Here is a 20726-nt window from a genome sequence, read left to right as displayed (position 1 = left end):
AAATCTTTTTTGATTGCATGTGCTGTATTTTTATGCTGGAAAACTTATGGGAAGAACAATGGTAAATGTTGCGCCGCCGCCAGGAGTTTCGGAAACCGCAATAGTTCCGCCATGAAGAGAAACAATCTCCCGGGCGATGGAAAGTCCAAGGCCAAAATGTTGTTTATCTTTTCTGGAAGAATCCATTCGGTAGAAACGGCGAAAAACATCTTCTCTGGAAGTTTTCGGAATGCCTGGACCATTATCGGAAACAGAAAAGCAGAGCTTGCCGTCTGCCTGCTTGCCGGATTGTGTTTTCTGTATGGATTAAGGGAATTTATATCTATACCCGGGGAAAATTCTCTTTCCGTTTTTCTGGAAGGAAGTTATCCGGATCAGGATCGGGCAGAAGAAATTTTAAAAACAGTCCGGAAACAGGAAAATAAGACAGATATCTGTTTTTACTGGGACGGAGGATTTATGAAGGCAGAGGAACTTTTTGGAACTGAAAATGCCGCTGGAAAGAATCCCTTTTTCTGATAAGACTCCGGAAAAAAGATACAGTGGTATCTGATATTTCCGAAGACAGCCATCCAGGCAGAACGGATACAAGGCATTTTTCGCGGAACGGCAGCGTTTGTTTTGTCACTTTTGCTGTATATATGGCAAAAAAAGAAAGCATAAATAGAATTTTTACAGGTTTTTTAAAGATCACGAAAAAAGCATGGCAGAATCTTCGGATTGTGTGTTATAATACCTCATAAGTGGGCAAATATAAAAACAGAAGGAGATAATTTCATGAAGGTTTTGGAAGGTAAATCTGTATTTTCCGGTATTGCGATCGGTAAGATCTCAATTCTTCAGAAAGTTGACACCAGTGTAAAACGTGTTCACGTGGAGGATCCGGAAGAAGAGGTAAAGCGTGTGGAGGCAGCCAAGGAGCAGGCTGTGGCACAGCTTCAGAAGCTTTATGACAAGGCTCTTCAGGAAGTTGGAGAGTCCGGAGCGGCAATCTTTGAAGTTCATCAGATGATGCTTGATGATGATGACTATCTGGATTCCATCCACAACATTATCCGTACAGAGTCTGTAAACGCAGAATATGCGGTTGCAACAACTGGCGACAACTTCTCATCTATGTTCGCACAGATGGACGACGATTACATGAAGGCAAGAGCTGCTGATGTGAAGGATATTTCCGACCGTCTGGTACGTGTACTTTCCGGTCACGGTGACGGAAATCTTGAGGCATCGGAACCGGTGATTGTAGTTGCGGAAGATCTTGCACCAAGTGAGACCGTGCAGATGGACAAGAGCAAGGTACTTGCATTTGTTACAAGAAAAGGTTCTTCCAACTCACATACCGCGATCCTTGCAAGAACTATGAACATTCCGGCACTGATCAATATCGAATACGACGAGTCCATGGACGGAAAAATGGCAGTCGTAGACGGAAAGAGCGGAAATCTGATCGTTGATCCGGATGCGGAGACCCTTAAGAAATACGAAGACCTGCGTGCAGATGAACTTGCACAGCGTGCAATGCTCAAGGAACTGAAAGGAAAAGAAACTGTTACCAAGAGCGGACGGAAACTCCACCTTTACGCAAACATCGGAAGTACCGGTGATGTTGCCAATGTACTTGCCAATGATGCAGAGGGTATCGGACTTTTCAGAAGTGAGTTTGTATATCTGGAAAAAGAAGATTACCCTACAGAGGAAGAGCAGTTCCAGGTTTATAAGACTGTAGCACAGAACATGGCCGGCAAAAAAGTCATTATCCGTACTCTGGATATCGGAGCAGACAAGCAGATCGATTATTTCAACATGGCACACGAGGAGAATCCTGCAATGGGATATCGTGCGATCCGTATCTGTCTGGACCGCCCGGAAGTATTCAAGACACAGCTTCGTGCACTTTTCCGCGCAAGCATGTTCGGAAATATTTCCATTATGTATCCGATGATCATCTCCGTAACAGAAGTAAAACAGATCAAGGCCATCGTAGCTGAGGTGAAAGCAGAGCTTACCGAGCAGGGCATTCCGTTCCGCGATGATGTGGAGCAGGGTATCATGATCGAGACTCCGGCTGCTGTTATGATCAGTGACCTTCTTGCAAAAGAAGTTGACTTCTTCAGTATCGGAACCAACGACCTCACCCAGTACACATTGGCGATCGACCGTCAGAACGCGAAACTGGATAACATTTATGATTCTCATCATGAGGCAGTTCTCCGTATGATCCAGATGGTTGTGGACAATGCACACAAAGAAGGCATCTGGGCTGGAATCTGTGGTGAGCTTGGTGCGGATACCACTCTTACTGAGAGATTTGTGGAAATGGGACTGGACGAGCTTTCTGTATCTCCGACCTTTGTGCTTCCGGTCAGAAAGATCGTAAGAGAAATGGAATAAGACACAGATCATAAATGGATAAAGATATTTTCCATAAATAATGTGACAGCTGCTGTACATCAAAATCTGTATGGCAGCTGTTTTTTACGGAATATTTATGGAAAATACTCATGGAAAATTTCCAATTGTGATATAGAAAAAAATATGATACACTACAATTATGGCTTTTTTAGGGCGGTTTAAAGAATTAGTCCATCAGGGGCTGATGTATTAATTCTTTAGACCGCCGAGATAACAAACCAGGAGGGAATAGATAATGGGCAAAATCGCCATTGTAACAGACAGCAACAGTGGTATCACACAGGCCCAGGCCGAAGAGCTTGGCGTTTATGTGATTCCGATGCCGTTTTATATTAATGAAAAAATGTACCTTGAAGGTGTAACTCTCACACAGGAAGAGTTTTATGAGAAGCTTAAAAAGGATGAAACGATTTCTACATCTCAGCCGAGTCCGGCAGATCTTTGTGATCTGTGGGATAAGCTTCTGAGAGATTATGAAGAGATCGTTCACATCCCAATGTCAAGCGGACTGAGCGCATCCTGTTCTACCGCAATGGGACTTGCCATTGACTATAACGGCCGTGTTCAGGTAGTAGATAATCAGAGGATTTCCGTAACACAGAGACAGTCCGTAATGGATGCAAAGATGCTCGCAGAGGCAGGAAAAAGCGCAGCAGAGATCAAGAAGATCCTTACAGACCAGAAATTTGATTCCAGTATCTATATCACACTGGATACCCTGAAATATCTGAAAAAGGGCGGAAGGATCACACCGGCGGCAGCAGCTATCGGAACAGTTCTGAACCTGAAACCGGTACTGCAGATCCAGGGAGAGAAACTGGATGCCTATGCCAAGGTTCGTGGCAAGAAGCAGGCCAAACGTGCCATGCTGAAAGCCATGAAGAATGACTGGGAGACACGTTTTAAGGAATATGTATCCAATGGTGAGATGTGTCTGCAGGCTGCTTATACAGGTAATCTGGAAGAAGCAGAAGAATTTAAAAAAGAGATCCAGGAAGTATTCCCGGGAGTGGAGATACATATGGATCCCCTTTCCTTAAGTGTTGCCTGCCATATCGGTTACGGTGCCCTTGCAGTTGCATGCTCAAGAAAAGTGACATTATAAGCATAAAATACAGAAACAAAGATATGAGGAGTTTGAAACATGAAGAAGATTATGGAACAGATGGCGGAAGAACTTTCCGCAGCATTTGAAAAAGCAGGTTACGATCCGTCCTACGGTAAAGTTACTGTTTCCAACAGACCGGACTTATGCGAATATCAGTGTAACGGTGCCATGGCTGGAGCCAAAACATACCACAAGGCTCCGTTTATGATTGCGGATGATGTGGTAGCGCAGCTCTCAGACAGCCAGATCTTTTCCAGAGCAGAAGTTGTAAAGCCTGGATTTATCAACCTGGATGTGAAGACGGAATTCGTTGCGGAATATATGAATAAGATGGCAGAAGATGAGAAGCTTTCCGTTGAAACTGCCAAGAACCCGAAGACGATCATCATCGACTACGGCGGACCAAACGTTGCCAAACCCCTTCACGTAGGACATCTCCGTTCTGCGATCATCGGCGAGAGCATCAAGCGTATCGGACGTTTTGTAGGACACAAGGTGATCGGCGATGTGCATCTTGGAGACTGGGGCCTTCAGATGGGACTGATCATCACAGAGCTGAAACACCGGAAACCGGAGCTGGTATATTTTGATGACAGCTTTACCGGGGAATATCCCACAGAAGCACCGTTTACCATCAGCGAACTGGAAGAGATCTATCCATGTGCCAGCGGCAAGTCCAAAGAGGACGAGGCTTACCGCAATGAAGCACTGGAGGCAACCCATCTTCTTCAGCAGGGCAAACCTGGATACATGGCTCTCTGGAATCACATTATGAACGTATCTGTAACAGACCTTAAGAGAAATTATGCAAATCTGAACGTAGAATTTGACCTCTGGAAAAAAGAATCCGACGCGCAGCCGTACATTCCGGATATGGTAGAGGATATGAAGAAACGTGGGTTCGCCTATGAGGATCAGGGAGCTCTTGTTGTAGATGTAAAAGAAGAGAGCGATACCAAGGAGATCCCTCCGTGCATGCTTCTGAAATCTGACGGAGCTTCCCTGTATACAACCACAGACCTTGCTACGATCGTAGAGCGTATGAAGCTCTTCCAGCCGGATGAGATCCTTTACGTTGTTGATAAGCGTCAGGAACTTCACTTTATCCAGGTATTCCGCTGTGCAAGAAAGACCGGTCTTGTAAATCCGGAGACCAAACTTTCCTTCCTTGGTTTCGGTACCATGAACGGAAAAGACGGTAAACCGTTTAAGACAAGAGAAGGCGGTGTTATGCGTCTGGAGAACCTGATCGCAGATATTGATGAAGAAATGTACCGCAAGATCGTGGAGAACCGCAGCGTAAAAGATAAAGATGCCAAGGATACTGCCAAGATCGTAGGACTTTCCGCAATCAAATACGGAGATCTTTCCAACCAGGCAACTAAGGATTATATCTTTGATGTTGACCGATTTACTTCCTTTGAGGGAAATACAGGCCCGTACATCCTTTATACCATCGTACGTATCAAATCCATCCTGAACCGTTATGTACAGGAGGGTGGAGATTTAAGCGCGGGCAAGATCCTTCCGGCAGTCAATGACAGCGAGAAGAACCTGATGCTCCAGCTTTCCGGCTTTGCGGCAATGGTTGAGAATGCCTTTGAAGAAAAAGCACCACATAAGATCTGTGCATATATTTACGAGGTATCCAATGCATTTAACAGCTTTTACCATGAGACAAAGATCTTAAGCGAAGAGGATCAGGCACAGAAGGAATCTTTCCTTCAGCTTCTCCAGCTTACAAGAAGAGTGCTTGAGACAAGCATCGACCTTCTTGGATTCTCTGCACCAGACCGTATGTAAGGTACAGCTTTAAAGATTAAGGTATAAGCATCATAAATAATGACAACTCGCCAGGATACAGGGACAGGAAGAAATTTTTTGTCAGCGGTATCCGGCGGGTTGTTTTTTTACTCTGTTTTTATTGGGCAAAAGCTCTTTGCAAAAGGAATGTGACATGCTATAATAAAATCCATCTTGAACGAATATGGATCTTATATATTTGTTTGCAGTTATTTATCTGATTCTATTTTTTCTGAAACCGGAATTCACCGGATGATCCCAAACAAATAAGAAATATAATTACAAATAGTATCTGGCAGAAATGAGAGGAAGGTGATCTGTCTGATTGGAACTGTCCTGAAAGAACGTTATTGCGTTATAGAACGGATTGGACATGGCGGAGGCGGAAGCCTGTATCTGGCGAAAGATATGGAACTTGGCATTTTTCGTGCTGTGAAGGAAATCCCCCTCGCAAAGAAAAAAGAAGCCATGCTGATGCAACGCCTGGAACATCCTGCGATCCCAAAGATTGTGGATTATATGGAAACAGAAGAATATTGCTATCTGATCATGGAATATATCAAAGGTCAGTCACTGGAAGAACTTCTTTGTTCAGGAAAAATTTTTTCCATACAGGAAACGCTTATAAGGGGAAAAGAGATTGCCAGAGTACTGGGTTATCTCCACAGCCGGAAACCGCCGGTCTGCTATGGAGATCTGAAACCGGATAATCTGATGATCTCTGAAACCGGACATCTGTATTTGGTCGATCTGGGAAGTGCCATGTCTGATCGTGGAAAAAGAAAACAGATCTGTGAAGGAACGAAAGGCTATGCGGCACCGGAGCAATATCAGGGTTACTTAAGTCCGAGGAGCGATATTTATGCCCTGGGGAAAACCATGGAAAAACTTTGCGGAAAAAAGAAATGGCAGTGCTTTTTATATCCGGAATTTTTCTGGTTTCTGTTTCGATGTACCAGAAAACAGGAAAAATACAGATATTCGGATATGTCATCAGTTCAGAAAAGGATCCGGAAACTGGAAAACCGATATCAGACAGTTACCTGGCGAAAACGTTTTCTGGAAGTGGTTGCCGCCGGGGTTCTGATAGGAGTATTATTTTTGACAGCGGGATTACTGAAACAGGAAGCGTTTTCTGTGGCGCTCTCAGAAGTAACAGACCTGTATTACGAAGCCAGACAGTATCCGGAAGACTCTAGGAGCCGGAAAAGGTACTGCATAACAGCGGAAAAGAAACTACAGAACTTAAACAGAAATTACAGGGAAAAAGAACAGCAGCGCCGTATTGAGCTGTTGCTGGCATGGAATGCGGAGCTTTTGCAGGAACCGGAGAAAGCGGCTTTGTATTATGAAAATATTCTTCTGTATGATGAGGAATATCCTGTGGCCTACGGAGAGTATGGAATGTTTTTACTTCGGATCGGTCAGAAAGAAGCCAGCAGAAAACTGTGGGAAGATTATAAAAAGAAAGAAAAAGCAGAGCTGTTGGAGAAAGGTGAAAGCAGGAATCTGAAACTTTGGGAGGAGATCAATGAGAAAAAGACGAAAGAATGAACGGCAAAAATGCTGCTCGGCTGCATTAGCTCTGTTGATCTTATGCAGCTGGATGGTCAGCTCTATCATCGTTTATGGATTTGATATGTCAGGGATGGATAGTTTTGATACCGGTGGATTTGATATGAATGTGGGAGAAGGAGCCGGGCAGCTGCCGGAAGACTGGGAAGGAAGTTATGGAGGAACAGAAAATGATAACAGTAACCGGGATACTGAAAAAACGGGAGAAGATCCAAATACCGGGACAGTGACAGAAAATGAACAGGAGGATTCTTACCAATGGAACCCGGATTTCCAGGCAGAAGAAGTATATTCTCCGGAAGAAAAATCCATGGAAAACGAAAATACTGCATCAGAAAATTCCGGTGGTAACGGAGAAAGATATGAATTTCAGGAACCGGATATCCAGGAAAATGAAAATCCGGGGACAACCATTGAGGAGGAAGCAAATACAGTTAACACACCGGCAGAAGGACTTACGGAAACGTCGGCACCAACAAAAACACCAATGCCAACAAAACCACCGGTTCCCACACAGACATCGTCAGCAATTCTATCTGCGACGCCGGTTCCAAAATCAGTTCGTAAATCAATTCAAAAGCCAACAGCAGGCGCATCAAGGAAAAAGAAAGACCAGAATCCGGCATTATCCTACTACCAGACAGAACCAGCAGAAACGCCGGATAAGAAAGCGGAAAAAGAACAAACACCGACGATCCATGCAGAAATAGACGGTAACAGGGTTCAGATAGAGATCAGACCGGATATTCCCTTCCAGATTCTTTCATTTCGTATCAACGGAAAAGAATGTGATTTTTACTGGTATGGGAAAAAACTCCTGGCGAAATTGCCGGAAAAAACCAGAAAGCCCTGGAAAGCAGAACTTCTTGGTTTTGTGAAATCCGGGAAGCTGTACCATGAAAGCATGGACTTAACAGAAAAACAGTGATACAATAGGCATACTTACTGATTTTTTGCACAACAGGAGGAATTTATGTATAAAGCAATCTTTTTTGACCTGGACGGAACACTGACAGAATCCGGAGAGGGAATTACGAAATCTGTACAGTATGCACTGGAGAAACTTGGAGTTTCAGCATCGGATCTGGAGCCGCTGAAAGTTTTTGTAGGACCGCCGCTTCTGGATCAGTTTATGAAATATGCAGGATTTGATAAAGAGACAGCACAGAAGGGAATCGAATATTACAGAGAACGGTATTCAGAAAAAGGAATGTATGAGAACACCGTTTATCCGGGTGTGGAAAATGCCCTGGCGAAGCTGAAACGTCGTGGCTACCGGCTGGCTGTGGCGTCTGCGAAACCTACTTTTTACGTGACACAGATCATGGATCATTTTAATCTGAGCCGTTATTTTGAGGTGATCGCAGGAACGGACCTCAACGGTCCGAAAGTTTCCAAATCCCAGGTGATCGAGGAAGCGCTGGAAAGAATGAGCCTTTCCGATCATCGTGACCAGGTGATCATGGTGGGAGATCGGGAGCATGACATTCTTGGCGCCAGACGATGCGGGATCCAGTGTGTGGCTGTATCTTACGGATATGGCAGCAGAGAAGAGCTGGAGGCGGCACAGCCCCTTCAGATCGTAGCTTCCGCAGATGAACTTCTGAATTTTTTCGACTGACCCCTCTGCACAGACAGAACATTTTTCAAATGGTGTGGAGGGAACTTTATCCGGTAGGAATCCATTATCTGATCGGACAGATCCTTGGAAGTGCCGTGCTTCTCTGGCTGGTGAATCATGTCAGCAATGCACAGGAATCTTATTACAGTTATACTCTGGTAATCACAGGACTTACGGGAGTGCTGGTTATGTTTCCGGCAGTATATTTTTACCGGAAAGACTGTATAGGAAGGCTGATCGGTGGTTTAACTTCCATTGAAGAGCAGAGGCTTTCTGTCCCGGAAATGCTGCTTCTTCTTGCGGCAGGAGCCGGATTTGCCCAGTATGCCAATGTGCTGGTGGCGATCTTGCAGAACTGGATCTCATCCAGCTATGGAGAGACTATGACGAAGATCACTTCAGGGAAAAGTCTTTTTATGATGATTTTCTGGATGGGAATCGTAGCACCAATTGCGGAAGAAATGATCTTTCGCTGGCTGGTCTATCTGAGACTTCGGGATCATTTTTCCGTACTGGTTTCTGCTGTGATCTCCGCTGCATTTTTTGGAATCTACCATGGAAATGTCCTGCAAGCTGTATATGCGTTTATCCTGGGAGGACTTTTTGCGTGGTTCCTGGAGATGGGCGGCAATAAGTGGACCAGTGTGCTGATGCATATCGGAGCCAATACCTGGATACTTATTTTCAGCGAATATGCTCAGACCCTGGTAGAAAAAACAGGAGCAGGAAGTCTTCTGATAATCTATGGTGTCTTTGCAGTGGTGATGATCGGAGGATACCAGTATTTTGCACGCCGGGGAGAAAAGAGAGGTTACCGGGCTGTTTAACTGTTAACCGGATGTAGATTGTAGATGTTCGATAGCTGTCTGTCCCTGGATCGGGCGGAATGAAAGATGAAATGTAAATAATTGTTTTTTACAGAGGATCTGTAGTGGGATCACAACATAGTGATACCATTGCAGGTTCTTTTTTTATAAAAAAGTATACGGGAATACTTCTGCCGGGTGGGAAATTTATACAGATTTTATATTTATTTAAGAAACCATTTCTTGTACATGTTTCTATCCCGTGCTATTATAAGTGTATTAAAAGAATTAATACACTTAATACACGGATTACAGAGAAAGGAGCGTCGTATGTTATTCTTGGACTATCAGGACAGGCGTCCCATCTACGAACAGATTGTAGAAAAATTCCGGATGCTGATCCTGTCAGGAGCTGTGGAGCCATCTTCCAAGATGCCGTCTGTGCGACAGTTGGCCGTGGAATTATCCATCAATCCCAATACCATCCAACGGGCATATATGGAACTGGAGCAGCAGGGGCTGATCTGCCCGGTGAAGGGAAAAGGCAGTTTTGTTACAGACAGCAGCAGGATCAGGCAGATTGGTATGGAAGAAACCTTAAGCGAGCTGAAAGAGATCGCAGAAAAGGGAATGGCTCTGGGAGTAGGGGAGGAAGAAATGATCGGTGTGATCCGCTCATGCTATAAGGAGGGAAACAATGATTGAAATAAAAAACTGCAGCAAAGCTTTTGGCAAGATACAGGCAGTAAATAAGGTAACCATGGATATCGGGGAACGGGAGGTTTTTGGACTGATCGGTTCCAACGGTGCGGGAAAAAGTACTCTGCTCCGTATCATGGCCGGGATCATCCGTCAGGACAGAGGAGAAGTGCTGATGGATGAAGAAACGGTTTTTGAAAATGAACGGATCAAAGAGCATTTTTTCTACATCCCTGATGATGCATATATTCCGGCAAACTACAATGCTCTGGACATGGCAGAATTTTACCGGTGTATTTATCCGGGATTTCAGCAGGCACGTTTTGAGACAATGATGAAGCAGTTTCATCTGGATGGAAAACGAAAAATCAACACTTTTTCCAAAGGAATGAAGAAACAGCTTCTGGTGATCCTGGGAATCAGTACAGGAACGAAATATCTGTTCTGTGATGAAACCTTTGACGGTCTGGACCCGGTAATGCGCCAGGCAGTAAAAAGCATTTTTGCATCGGAGATCATGAGTCGTGAATTTACGCCGGTGATCGCTTCCCACAATCTCCGTGAGCTGGAAGATATCTGCGATCACATCGGGCTTCTTCATCAGGGAGGAATTCTCCTTTCCAGAGATCTGGAGGATATGAAATTCCACATCCATAAGATCCAGTGTGTACTTACTGACAAAAAGAAAGAAGAAGAATTAAAGAAAGAGCTGGATGTTTTGAAAACAGAGCATCAGGGCTCCCTGCTGCTTATTACTGCAAGGGGAACAAGAAGAGAGATCATGGAGAAGATACAGGCAAAAAATCCTCTTTTCTGTGAAGTGCTCCCACTGACTCTGGAAGAAATATTTATCAGCGAAACGGAGGTGGCAGGCTATGAAGTCAAAAATTTATTCCAGTGAATATATGAAATCTTCTTCTAAAGGACAAAGGTGGATCCCGGCATTTGCCATGATTGCATTTCTCCTGGCATTTCCGGTAGCGGAACTTATGTTGATGGGAAAATGGAATGAGCGCAGTTATACTCAAAGTCAGCTTTCCTATCTGTATTCCAGCCTGTGGAGCAGTGACTTTCTCACAATGGGAGCAGTTGTGGCTGCGGTAACAGCATTTTTTGCAGCAGTAAGCGGCTTCTGGTATCTGTATTCCCCGAGAAAAGTGGATTTCTATCACAGCCTTCCGGTAAAGCGAAGTGCACTGTTTCTGCACAGAGTATTCCTGGCTGTTCTTTATTATCTGGTACCATATGTGATCATGGAATTTGCTGCGGTATGCATCGGGGCAGCCAGAGGATATTACAGCCTTTCCATCATGAAAAAGGCGCTGATACTGCTGGTGATCCATCTCCTGATGTATCTGCTGGTATATTTCTCCACAGCGCTGGTGATCGCCTGCACCGGTACCATGCTGATGGGAGCACTTGCATGGGCAGGGCTGTTTACCTACAGTATCATTCTGGCAGCGATGCTGCAGATAAGCGGACATTTATTCTTTGATACCTGGTACGAAGGCTGTTACGGGATCCTGGCAGCAGTGCGGGACCTGGGCTCTCCCCTTATGGTGATCGTAAGCTTTATGGATAAATACAGCAGCGGGAACTATGGAAAACAGTTATTGATACTGATCTTTGTGCTGCTGCTTATGGCAGTATTATCCTGGATGGCATTTTGCAGGCGAAAATCAGAGAATACCGGAAAAGCACTGGTATATACCTGGATGGAACCGGTCTTAAGTGCTCTGATCACAATACCATCCGGACTGGGGATTGGTCTGATCTTTTATATGATCCCGGAAGATTCATCCAAAACAGCATGGTGGATCTTCGGAATGATACTGGGAACGATCCTGGTCCATGGAGTTCTGGAAGTGATCTACGAAATGGATTTTCGCAGATTTTTCCGCAGAAAAGTGCAGCTTATGATCTTTGGAGGTGTTGTGGCGATCTGTGCGCTGACCATGAAAATAGATCTTCTGGGATATGACAGATATTTTCCGGCTTATGACAATCTTCAGGGAGTTGTGGTAAATGTATGCAATCTCTCATATACTGAGCAGCTTTGCAATGTGGAAAAAAAAGAAAATGGAATCTATAAGATCCGGTATACTGCTACCTCAGACAATAGTTCCGGTCTGCTGGATCAGCCGGTGATGAAAAGTAAAGCATTGTATAACAGTCTGAAGGATATCAGGCTTCAGAATGAAAAAGGAAAAAAATCAGGAAGGCGCATGTATGTGCGTTACATAAATAAACAAGGATTCAGTGTATGCAGAAGCTATAGTGTATCTTCTGCACAGGCGCAGAATCTTATGGAAGCCTTGTATGACGAGCAGACATGGAAAGAAGACAGATATTCATTTTTCCAGCTGGACAAACAGTATCTGAAAGAGGTCACCGGTATTTTCTGTGACGGAGATATTCATTCCTTATTTGAGAAAAATGCAGAGAAGCGTCAGGCACTGGCAGAGGCGCTGAGAAAGGACATTTTGGAAAACGGCGGTCAGACAGTAAAAGACCAGCCATGTGCAATGCTGATGTTCGATTATGCGGGAATTCCGTCAGAAGGATACATGGATGAATGGGGAATGAATGTACCGGCTGTTCAGGAAGGAGAGAGGGTGTCTACCTCCGTTCTGGTGTATCCGGCATATAAGAGAACACTTGCAATTTTGGAAGAAACAGGATATCCTCTTTCCATGGATGAGCTGTCTGTTGAGTATATTGATGTTTATTACTTCAGCTCCGAAGCTGCCGGCGAAGATGATGAAGCTTTTTCCGACACTGAGCCCCTTTCGGATCTTGAAGAAACAGAGAACGGTTATAAAGTCCGTTACGATAAAAAGGAACAGCTGGAAGCTCTGAAAAAATGTATCCGTCCATCACAGCTGGTAAACGGATGGACTATCTGGAATGCAGATGTCACAATGGAAGTGGTTCTGGAAGGACAGGAGAGCACCGGCGGGGATTCCGGACTTTATATGACATTTGCCGGTGAGATCCCGGATTTTATCAGAGCAGATGCAAAGGCAGCCCATGTAACAGAATGGGAGGTAAATGATTAATGGAAAAACCAGTCCGGCTGGATAAATTTCTGGCAGATGCCGGCGCAGGTACAAGAAGCGAGGTAAAAAAATACATACAGAAGGGTCAGGTGCAGGTCAATGGAAAAACTGCGAAAAAACCGGAGCTGAAAGTATCGGAAGAAGATCAGGTGGTTATGAACGGGCAGGAGATCCATGCTGCACCGGAATATGTATACTATCTTTTTAACAAGCCGGCAGGCTGTGTCAGCGCAACGGAGGACTCCAGAGATAAAACGGTTCTCGACTATATTGAAGAAAAAGACAGAAGAAAGGGACTTTTTCCGGTAGGGCGTCTGGATAAAGATACAGAAGGATTCCTTCTGATCACAGACGACGGTCCTCTTGCACATGAGCTTCTTTCTCCGAAAAAGCATGTGGATAAGATCTACTATGCAAAAGTATCCGGGAAAGTGACAGAAGAAGATGTCGTGAAGCTGGCAGAAGGCGTGGATATCGGGGAAAAAGATCTTACACGACCGGCAAGGCTGGAGATCCTTTCTACCTGGGAGTCCGGTACAGAATCTGCAGAAGCCGGTAAGAACTGGGAATCTGAGATCCGACTTACCATCCACGAGGGAAAATTCCATCAGGTAAAACGGATGATGGAGGCACTGGGAAAAAAAGTAACTTATTTGAAAAGACTATCCATGGGGCCGCTGGCGCTTCCTTCAGATCTTCCGACAGGAAAATATCGTTCGCTCACCGAAAAAGAGCTGGAGCTTCTGAAGTCTGCCGGAAACCGCTGAAAAACAGAAAAAAATTGGAAAAATCCCCTTTACATAAGGGGATTTTCTATGCTATAATTCAGAAGTTGCAAAAATAAGCACGCACGGCGATTCTATAAGGATGGTGCCCTACGGTGTGAGGATGGGTCCAGAGAGAAGGCGACCTGTGCGGAAGAATTTAACCAAAAAGGAGAAAAGACATGAGCGTTATTTCAATGAAGCAGCTTTTAGAGGCAGGTGTTCATTTCGGACATCAGACAAGAAGATGGAACCCTAAAATGGCTCCGTACATCTACACAGAGAGAAATGGTATCTATATCATCGATCTTCAGCAGTCTGTAGGAATGGTTGACGATGCTTACAATGCAGTAGCAGATATCGTTGCCAACGGTGGACACATCCTTTTCGTAGGAACTAAGAAACAGGCTCAGGATGCTATCCGTACAGAGGCAGAGCGTTGTGGAGAGTTCTTCGTAAATGAGAGATGGCTTGGTGGTATGCTTACAAACTTCAAGACAATCCAGAGCCGTATCGCAAGACTGAAAGAGATCGAGACAATGGAAGCTGACGGAACATTCGACGTACTTCCTAAGAAAGAAGTTATCGAGCTTCGCAAAGAGCTTGCTAAACTTCAGAAGAACCTTGGCGGTATCAAAGAGATGAAGAGAATCCCGGATGCTATCTTTATCGTAGATCCTAAAAAAGAGAGAATCTGCGTACAGGAGGCTCATACACTGGGAATCCCGCTTATCGGTATCTGCGATACAAACTGTGATCCGGAAGAGCTTGACTATGTGATCCCGGGAAATGACGATGCTATCCGTGCAGTAAAACTCATCGTTTCCAAGATGGCTGACGCTGTTATCGAGGCTAAGCAGGGAACTGCAGAGGCAGATGGCGAGATCGAGGCTGAGTCTGAGGAGTTTGCAGCTACAGAGGAATAATTCGTATAAACAGAATATTTCAGGAGGAAACGAACAATGGCTATTACAGCAGCACAGGTAAAAGAGTTAAGAGAGATGACCGGCGCCGGAATGATGGATTGTAAGAAAGCTCTTACAGCTACAGAAGGCGATATGGATAAAGCAGTTGAGTTCCTGCGTGAGAAAGGTCTTGCTACAGCACAGAAGAAAGCAAGCCGTATCGCAGCAGAGGGTCTTTGCAAAACTCTGGTAACAGAGGATGGAAAGAAAGCAGTCGTTGTTGAGGTTAATGCTGAAACAGACTTCGTTGCAAAGAACGAGAAGTTCCAGGGCTATGTTGCAGATGTTGCAGCACAGGCACTTAACACAACAGCAGCTGATATCGATGCTTTCCTTGCTGAGGCATGGGCACTTGATACAACTAAGACTGTAAAAGAGGCTCTTGCAGCTCAGATCGCAGTAATCGGCGAGAACATGAACATCCGTAGATTTGCTCAGGTTGAGGAGCAGAACGGATTCATCGCTTCCTACACACATATGGGTGGAAAGATCGGCGTTCTTGTAGACGTTGAGACAGATGTTGTTAACGATGCTGTTAAAGAGATGGCTAAGAACGTAGCTATGCAGATCGCAGCTCTGAAACCGCAGTACACAAGCGACAAGGAAGTAAGCGCTGACTACATCGAGCATGAGAAAGAGATCCTTATGGCTCAGATCCAGAACGATCCGAAGGAGTCCCAGAAACCGGCTAAGGTTATCGAGGGAATGATCACAGGACGTATCAAGAAAGAGCTTAAAGAGATCTGTCTTCTTGACCAGACATACGTAAAAGCAGAGGACGGAAAACAGTCCGTTGCCAAATACGTAGAGCAGGTAGCAAAAGAGAACGGCGCTAAGATCCAGATCAAAGGCTTCGTTCGCTACGAGACAGGCGATGGTCTTGAGAAGAAAGAAGAGAACTTCGCTGAGGAAGTTGCTAAGCAGATGGGTAAATAATCTGTTATCTGCATATCTTTAATAAGATCCATAAAACCCTTGAAAATCCAGTATTTTCAAGGGTTTTTCTTATATTATCCACTTCATATACTACATTATAAAATATGGATAGACTATAGTAACAGGAAGTTGCTTTTCAGAACATGGATCTATCTTTATAATAGGATAACGGAGGTGACGGCTATGGAAACAAAAAATGTAATCTTAAAACTTAGAACGGAAAGAGGAATGTCACAGGACGAGCTGGCAGATAAAATCATGGTAACGAGACAGGCTGTATCACGCTGGGAAAATGGAGATACCGTTCCGAATACTGATACACTTAAGCTCTTATCGAAAGAATTTGATGTCTCGATCAATACGCTTCTGGGAGAACCGAGAAAGCTGATCTGTCAGTGCTGCGGGATGCCAATTGATGATGATTCCATATTGGGACGTGATAAGGATGGCGCATTAAATGAGGAGTATTGTAAATGGTGCTATGCAGATGGAACATACACATATAATGATATGGATGAATTGATTGATGTTTGTGTAAAGAATATGGTAAATGAAAGCTTTACCGAAGAACAGGCACGCACTTATCTGAAAGAAATGCTTCCAAAGTTAGATTACTGGAAAAGATATGATGAACTTAGTGACAATGGGCAGTTTGAAGAGTTTAAAAAGCAATTGATAAATGAAATAAATGATTTACATATAGATGGACTTCCAAGGGTAGACAGACTGAATGCACTTGTAGGTAAATATGTAAATCTGGAATATGCACTGCCAAATGGACAAAAAGTGAAATTTCTGGATGACCAGAAAACTTATCTGGGAAATCAAATGGAATCTGAATTCGGAGGGGACAGATACTTCGGTATTCTGGCAAATATGGATTTTATTATGATATGTACATATGAGAAAGACGGTGAAAATCCTGAATTGGTTATATACAAAAAAAGATGAGTATAGTATGCGGATTAGTGATTAGTTTCGTTACCGTTCACTGATAATATTCCGCATGGAATGAGTAAAATAAAAATTCCGCTTTACAAATAACAGATAAAGTATTAAAATAAATAAAAAGATATCTTCAGGGCAGGGTGTGATTCCCTACCGGCGGTAGAGCCCGCGAGCCGAAAGGCATGATCCGGTGAGATTCCGGGGCCGACAGTATAGTCTGGATGGAAGAAGATGATAGTACAGTTGATTTTTGTATGAATGAATGTAGTATCAGAGCTCTGAGATGGTGATCCATTTCAGAGCTTTTTATGTAGGAAATAATCAGACGTTCATTTATTGATCATATGTAACAGATCAATTCCCCCCCTGCAGATATTTCTGCAGGCTTTTTTTGTATTTGGCACATCGTTTTCGAAATAAATATACCACTCACTTGTCTGTGAATCCGATTGCATAGGTCTAAAAGCCTTGGCGTACCAGGCAAAGAACAGGAATAAGAAAGAAGGAATAAAAATGACGGATCAGGAATATATGCTTCGGGCGATTCAGCTGGCCCAAAAAGGAGAAGGCTGGACGAATCCCAATCCGATGGTAGGGGCAGTAATCGTAAAAGACGGAAGGATCATCGGGGAAGGCTATCATAAAAAGTATGGAGAACTTCACGCAGAACGTAATGCTATTGCTTCTCTTACAGAACCAGCAGAAGGTGCGGTGATTTATGTTACGCTGGAGCCTTGCTGTCATCATGGAAAAACACCTCCATGTACGGAAGCGATCATTGAACAGAAGATCAGAAAAGTGGTGATCGGTTCCCGAGATCCGAATCCGAAAGTGGCAGGAAAAGGTGTACAGATGTTAAGGGAAGCCGGTGTAACAGTAGTTGAAGATTTTATGAGAGAAGAATGTGATCAGCTGAATCCGGTGTTTTTCCATTATATTACTACGAAAACCCCATACGTGGTGATGAAGTATGCCATGACACTGGATGGGAAGATCGCAACGAAGACAGGAGCATCAAAATGGATCACCGGAGAAGCGGCAAGAAAAGAAGTACAGCATATGCGGCATCAGTACATGGGGATCATGGCAGGTATTGGAACTGTGCTTGCAGATGATCCGATGTTAAACGTCCGGGTAGAAGGCTGGAAAAGTCCTGTCAGGATTGTGTGCGACAGTAAGCTCAGGATCCCGCCGGACAGTCAGATCGTAAAAAGTGCGGAAAAGTACCGGACGATCGTGGCTTATGCAGATCAGAAAAATACAGAAGAAAAAATAAAAATATTACATACTATGGGAGTTGAGACCATTTACTGTCCGGATGAAAAGGATCAGATAGACCTTAAAAAGCTGATGACAGATCTTGGAAACAGGGGTATTGACAGCATCCTCCTGGAGGGAGGCGGTACGTTAAATGACAGTGCCCTGCGAGCCGGAATTGTAAAGGAAGTACAGGCTTTTGTGGCACCAAAGCTGTTTGGTGGTGTGGCCGGGAAGACACCGGTAGAAGGTATCGGAGTTGAATTCCCGTCTGAAGCAGTAGAACTGAAATATACAGATATCTGCCAGATCGGTGAGGACATCCGGATAAGATGTCAGGTGTGTGAGAAAAAACAGGAGGAATCATGTTTACAGGAATCGTAGAAGAGAAAGGAAAAGTCCGTTATATACAGCTGACAGGAGAATCAGGGATCCTGGCAGTGAAAGCCCGGAAAGTCCTGGAAGGGACAAGGATCGGTGACAGTATTGCTGTGAATGGTGTGTGTCTGACAGTTACGTCGATCCAGCCGGACGGATTTACTGCCGATGTGATGGCAGAGACGATCAGAAGAAGCAGTCTTGGCAGTTGTAAAGCTGGAAGCCAGGTAAACCTGGAACGTGCAATGGCTGCAGATGGCAGGTTCGGGGGACACATAGTAAGCGGTCATATTGATGGGACTGGAGTGATACGTTCCATGCTCCGGGAAGAAAATGCCATCTGGGTATCAATTGAGACATCGCCACAGATCTTGCATCTGATCGTGGAAAAAGGATCCGTTTGTATTGATGGGATCAGCCTGACAGTTGCAAGGGTTGATGAAGCTGGTTTTCAGGTGTCGGTCATTCCACATACAGGAGAAGAAACCACCCTTTTGGAAAAGGTGCCGGGGGATCTGGTTAATCTGGAAAATGATGTGATCGGAAAATATGTAGAAAAATTGCTTGGCATCAGAAAAAACGAAGAAGAGAAAAAAGAATCCGGAATTACGATGGAGTTTCTTGAAGAATTCGGGTTTTAGAACAGGAGGATATACAGTATGTCACAAAATTATCAGTACAACACAATTGAAGAGGCACTTAGGGATCTTAAGGAAGGAAAAATAATTCTGGTCACAGATGATCCGGACAGAGAAAATGAGGGAGATCTGATATGTGCGGCAGAGTTTGCGACCCGGGAAAATATTAATTTCATGGCGACTTATGCAAAGGGTCTTATCTGTACACCGATGAGTGCAGAAATTGCGGCGAGATTGAACTTTCCGCCGATGGTTGCTGAGAACACGGACAATCACAGTACAGCATTTACCGTGGCAGTGGATCACGCAGATACAACCACCGGTATCTCTGCGGCAGAACGCTCCTATACCATTATGAAGTGTGTGGATGATCAGTCAAAACCGGAGGATTTCAGAAGACCGGGACATGTATTTCCGCTTATTTCCAGAAAAGGCGGGGTTCTGGTACGAAATGGCCATACGGAGGCAACAACAGATCTTATGAGACTTGCCGGACTGAAAGAATGCGGCGTGTGCTGTGAAGTTATGAAAGAAGATGGCACTATGATGCGTACATCACAGCTATGGGAAATGGCAAAAGAGTATAACCTTACATTTATTACGATCCGTGATCTGCAGGATTATATAAGAATACATGAAAAGCATGTAAAGGAGGAAGCAGCTGCAAACCTCCCAACGCAGTACGGTGATTTTAAAATGTATGGCTATATCAATGACATTACAGGAGAGCATCATCTGGCACTGGTAAAAGGTGATCTAGGAGATGGTGAGGATGTGCTTTGCCGTGTACATTCGGAGTGTCTGACAGGAGATGCATTCGGATCGCTCAGATGTGACTGCGGCCTGCAGCTGCAGACAGCGATGCGCCAGGTAGAGGCAGAAGGCAGAGGGATCATTCTGTATATGAGACAGGAAGGCAGAGGAATCGGACTGATCAACAAGATCAAAGCTTATGCGCTTCAGGAACAGGGATACGATACCGTGGAGGCTAATGTGAAGTTAGGGTTTGCACCGGATCTCAGAGAGTACTGGGTCGGGGCACAGATACTGTCAGACCTTGGTGTGAAATCATTAAGATTACTGACCAATAACCCGGATAAAGTCTATGGGCTTGGTGAATTCGGGCTGAAGATCAATGAGAGAGTACCTCTGGAGATTCCGGTACAAAAATATGACCGGAAATATATGAAGACGAAACAGGAAAAGATGGGTCATATTTTTAAAGAAATAAATTTATAAAAAACAGCAAATAGCAGGAGGAAGAAAAAATGAGACAGATCAATTTAGTAGAAGGAAAAGTAGTAGCACCGGAGGGAATGAAGGTTGGTATCGTGGCAGCGAGATTCAATGAGATCATTGTGAATAAATTATTGGGAGGAGCAGTCGACGGACTGGTAAGACATGGTGTAGAAGAAGAGAATATTACTGCAGCATGGGTACCGGGAGCATTTGAGATTCCGCTTACAGCACAGAAAATGGCACAGTCAGGAAAATATGATGCAGTTATCTGCGTGGGAGCTGTCATCCGTGGAGATACTTCACATTATGATCTGGTGTGCAATGAATCTGCCAAAGGGATCGCACAGGTTGAACTTGCAACAGGGATCCCTGTCTTATTCGGAGTGATCACGACTGAGAATATCGAGCAGGCTATTGCGCGTGCAGGAAGCAAAGCCGGGAATAAAGGCTATGACTGTGCGTTATCTGCGATCGAGATGGTTAATCTGATGAAGCAGCTCTAAAAGACAGGAAAA

Annotated in this window: 19 protein-coding genes and 1 riboswitch; of the genes, 18 read left to right on the top strand and 1 reads right to left on the bottom strand. The window is 44.4% G+C overall.

What is annotated here, in order from left to right:
• Nucleotides 1–30 precede the first annotated feature (30 nt).
• Nucleotides 31–303, bottom strand: a complete 273-nt coding sequence (locus G5B06_RS03655) for a sensor histidine kinase (RefSeq protein ID WP_148446495.1) — start codon at nucleotides 301–303, stop codon at nucleotides 31–33.
• Nucleotides 304–777: 474 nt separating this feature from the next.
• On the opposite strand from G5B06_RS03655, the gene ptsP reads away from it, so the two are divergent.
• The 18 genes from ptsP (at nucleotide 778) to ribE (G5B06_RS03565) (ending at nucleotide 20714) form a co-directional block, all read left to right on the top strand.
• Complete coding sequence (gene ptsP / locus G5B06_RS03650) at nucleotides 778–2394, top strand: phosphoenolpyruvate--protein phosphotransferase (RefSeq protein ID WP_148446493.1); 1617 nt, start codon at nucleotides 778–780, stop codon at nucleotides 2392–2394.
• Nucleotides 2395–2650: 256 nt separating this feature from the next.
• A complete protein-coding gene (locus tag G5B06_RS03645) occupies nucleotides 2651–3520 on the top strand; it encodes a DegV family protein (RefSeq protein WP_173762317.1) in 870 nt (289 codons plus the stop codon).
• A gap of 39 nt (nucleotides 3521–3559) precedes the next feature.
• Nucleotides 3560–5326, top strand: coding sequence for an arginine--tRNA ligase (gene argS, locus G5B06_RS03640; protein WP_148446489.1), 1767 nt, complete (start codon nucleotides 3560–3562; stop codon nucleotides 5324–5326).
• 312 nt (nucleotides 5327–5638) lie between these two features.
• A complete protein-coding gene (locus G5B06_RS03635; RefSeq protein WP_173762316.1) occupies nucleotides 5639–6880 on the top strand; it encodes a protein kinase domain-containing protein in 1242 nt (413 codons plus the stop codon).
• Nucleotides 6858–7829: a hypothetical protein gene (locus tag G5B06_RS03630; RefSeq protein ID WP_173771387.1), complete on the top strand. Its 972-nt coding sequence runs from the start codon at nucleotides 6858–6860 to the stop codon at nucleotides 7827–7829. Before G5B06_RS03635 ends, G5B06_RS03630 begins: the two co-directional genes overlap by 23 nt.
• Before the next feature lie 45 nt (nucleotides 7830–7874).
• On the top strand, nucleotides 7875–8522 hold the full coding sequence (locus G5B06_RS03625) for an HAD family hydrolase (protein ID WP_173771385.1): 648 nt from the start codon (nucleotides 7875–7877) through the stop codon (nucleotides 8520–8522).
• A 29-nt stretch (nucleotides 8523–8551) separates the two neighbouring features.
• Nucleotides 8552–9349, top strand: a complete 798-nt coding sequence (locus G5B06_RS03620) for a CPBP family intramembrane glutamic endopeptidase (protein ID WP_243278898.1) — start codon at nucleotides 8552–8554, stop codon at nucleotides 9347–9349.
• Between the two features lie 309 nt (nucleotides 9350–9658).
• Nucleotides 9659–10033, top strand: a complete 375-nt coding sequence (locus G5B06_RS03615; RefSeq protein WP_173762315.1) for a GntR family transcriptional regulator — start codon at nucleotides 9659–9661, stop codon at nucleotides 10031–10033.
• Nucleotides 10026–10928 carry an ABC transporter ATP-binding protein gene (locus tag G5B06_RS03610; protein ID WP_173762314.1) on the top strand — a complete coding sequence of 301 codons (903 nt, stop codon included), beginning with the start codon at nucleotides 10026–10028 and terminating at the stop codon, nucleotides 10926–10928. Before G5B06_RS03615 ends, G5B06_RS03610 begins: the two co-directional genes overlap by 8 nt.
• A complete protein-coding gene (locus G5B06_RS03605; RefSeq protein WP_173771383.1) occupies nucleotides 10903–13086 on the top strand; it encodes a DUF6449 domain-containing protein in 2184 nt (727 codons plus the stop codon). The genes G5B06_RS03610 and G5B06_RS03605 overlap by 26 nt, the downstream gene beginning before the upstream one ends.
• Nucleotides 13086–13853 carry a pseudouridine synthase gene (locus G5B06_RS03600; RefSeq protein ID WP_173771381.1) on the top strand — a complete coding sequence of 256 codons (768 nt, stop codon included), beginning with the start codon at nucleotides 13086–13088 and terminating at the stop codon, nucleotides 13851–13853. Before G5B06_RS03605 ends, G5B06_RS03600 begins: the two co-directional genes overlap by 1 nt.
• A gap of 179 nt (nucleotides 13854–14032) precedes the next feature.
• Nucleotides 14033–14776, top strand: a complete 744-nt coding sequence (gene rpsB / locus G5B06_RS03595) for a 30S ribosomal protein S2 (RefSeq protein ID WP_021977311.1) — start codon at nucleotides 14033–14035, stop codon at nucleotides 14774–14776.
• Between the two features lie 36 nt (nucleotides 14777–14812).
• Entirely contained in the window at nucleotides 14813–15751 is a 939-nt protein-coding gene (gene tsf / locus G5B06_RS03590; protein WP_021977312.1) for a translation elongation factor Ts, read from the top strand.
• A gap of 183 nt (nucleotides 15752–15934) precedes the next feature.
• Nucleotides 15935–16702 (top strand): zinc ribbon domain-containing protein, encoded by a 768-nt coding sequence (locus tag G5B06_RS03585; protein ID WP_114002614.1) that lies wholly within the window; start codon nucleotides 15935–15937, stop codon nucleotides 16700–16702.
• 119 nt (nucleotides 16703–16821) lie between these two features.
• Nucleotides 16822–16936, top strand: a riboswitch (FMN riboswitch).
• 276 nt (nucleotides 16937–17212) lie between these two features.
• The gene (gene ribD, locus G5B06_RS03580; protein WP_173771379.1) at nucleotides 17213–18340 is read left to right on the top strand and encodes a bifunctional diaminohydroxyphosphoribosylaminopyrimidine deaminase/5-amino-6-(5-phosphoribosylamino)uracil reductase RibD; all 1128 of its coding nucleotides are present in this window, start codon (nucleotides 17213–17215) and stop codon (nucleotides 18338–18340) included.
• Nucleotides 18322–18975 (top strand): riboflavin synthase, encoded by a 654-nt coding sequence (ribE, locus tag G5B06_RS03575; RefSeq protein WP_004844978.1) that lies wholly within the window; start codon nucleotides 18322–18324, stop codon nucleotides 18973–18975. The genes ribD and ribE (G5B06_RS03575) overlap by 19 nt, the downstream gene beginning before the upstream one ends.
• Nucleotides 18976–18993: 18 nt before the next feature.
• Complete coding sequence (locus G5B06_RS03570) at nucleotides 18994–20211, top strand: bifunctional 3,4-dihydroxy-2-butanone-4-phosphate synthase/GTP cyclohydrolase II (RefSeq protein WP_173771377.1); 1218 nt, start codon at nucleotides 18994–18996, stop codon at nucleotides 20209–20211.
• A 29-nt stretch (nucleotides 20212–20240) separates the two neighbouring features.
• Nucleotides 20241–20714: a 6,7-dimethyl-8-ribityllumazine synthase gene (gene ribE, locus G5B06_RS03565; RefSeq protein ID WP_006427673.1), complete on the top strand. Its 474-nt coding sequence runs from the start codon at nucleotides 20241–20243 to the stop codon at nucleotides 20712–20714.
• Nucleotides 20715–20726: the final 12 nt, after the last annotated feature.

This window comes from Blautia luti, from assembly GCF_013304735.1.
Lineage (GTDB): Bacteria > Bacillota > Clostridia > Lachnospirales > Lachnospiraceae > Blautia_A.
The sequence above is the reverse complement of the archived record's forward strand: the minus strand, read 5'-3'. Positions and strand labels throughout refer to the sequence as shown.

What these genes read in the sequence shown, in the direction of transcription:
- ribE (WP_004844978.1), top strand. Translation starts at nt 18,322, where the DNA reads ATGTTTACAGGAATCGTAGAAGAGAAAGGAAAAGTCCGTTATATACAG.
- G5B06_RS03605 (WP_173771383.1), top strand. Translation starts at nt 10,903, where the DNA reads ATGAAGTCAAAAATTTATTCCAGTGAATATATGAAATCTTCTTCTAAA.
- tsf (WP_021977312.1), top strand. Translation starts at nt 14,813, where the DNA reads ATGGCTATTACAGCAGCACAGGTAAAAGAGTTAAGAGAGATGACCGGC.
- G5B06_RS03610 (WP_173762314.1), top strand. Translation starts at nt 10,026, where the DNA reads ATGATTGAAATAAAAAACTGCAGCAAAGCTTTTGGCAAGATACAGGCA.
- G5B06_RS03585 (WP_114002614.1), top strand. Translation starts at nt 15,935, where the DNA reads ATGGAAACAAAAAATGTAATCTTAAAACTTAGAACGGAAAGAGGAATG.
- ptsP (WP_148446493.1), top strand. Translation starts at nt 778, where the DNA reads ATGAAGGTTTTGGAAGGTAAATCTGTATTTTCCGGTATTGCGATCGGT.
- G5B06_RS03625 (WP_173771385.1), top strand. Translation starts at nt 7,875, where the DNA reads ATGTATAAAGCAATCTTTTTTGACCTGGACGGAACACTGACAGAATCC.
- rpsB (WP_021977311.1), top strand. Translation starts at nt 14,033, where the DNA reads ATGAGCGTTATTTCAATGAAGCAGCTTTTAGAGGCAGGTGTTCATTTC.
- G5B06_RS03570 (WP_173771377.1), top strand. Translation starts at nt 18,994, where the DNA reads ATGTCACAAAATTATCAGTACAACACAATTGAAGAGGCACTTAGGGAT.
- argS (WP_148446489.1), top strand. Translation starts at nt 3,560, where the DNA reads ATGAAGAAGATTATGGAACAGATGGCGGAAGAACTTTCCGCAGCATTT.
- G5B06_RS03620 (WP_243278898.1), top strand. Translation starts at nt 8,552, where the DNA reads ATGGTGTGGAGGGAACTTTATCCGGTAGGAATCCATTATCTGATCGGA.
- G5B06_RS03645 (WP_173762317.1), top strand. Translation starts at nt 2,651, where the DNA reads ATGGGCAAAATCGCCATTGTAACAGACAGCAACAGTGGTATCACACAG.
- ribD (WP_173771379.1), top strand. Translation starts at nt 17,213, where the DNA reads ATGACGGATCAGGAATATATGCTTCGGGCGATTCAGCTGGCCCAAAAA.
- ribE (WP_006427673.1), top strand. Translation starts at nt 20,241, where the DNA reads ATGAGACAGATCAATTTAGTAGAAGGAAAAGTAGTAGCACCGGAGGGA.
- G5B06_RS03600 (WP_173771381.1), top strand. Translation starts at nt 13,086, where the DNA reads ATGGAAAAACCAGTCCGGCTGGATAAATTTCTGGCAGATGCCGGCGCA.
- G5B06_RS03615 (WP_173762315.1), top strand. Translation starts at nt 9,659, where the DNA reads ATGTTATTCTTGGACTATCAGGACAGGCGTCCCATCTACGAACAGATT.
- G5B06_RS03630 (WP_173771387.1), top strand. Translation starts at nt 6,858, where the DNA reads ATGAGAAAAAGACGAAAGAATGAACGGCAAAAATGCTGCTCGGCTGCA.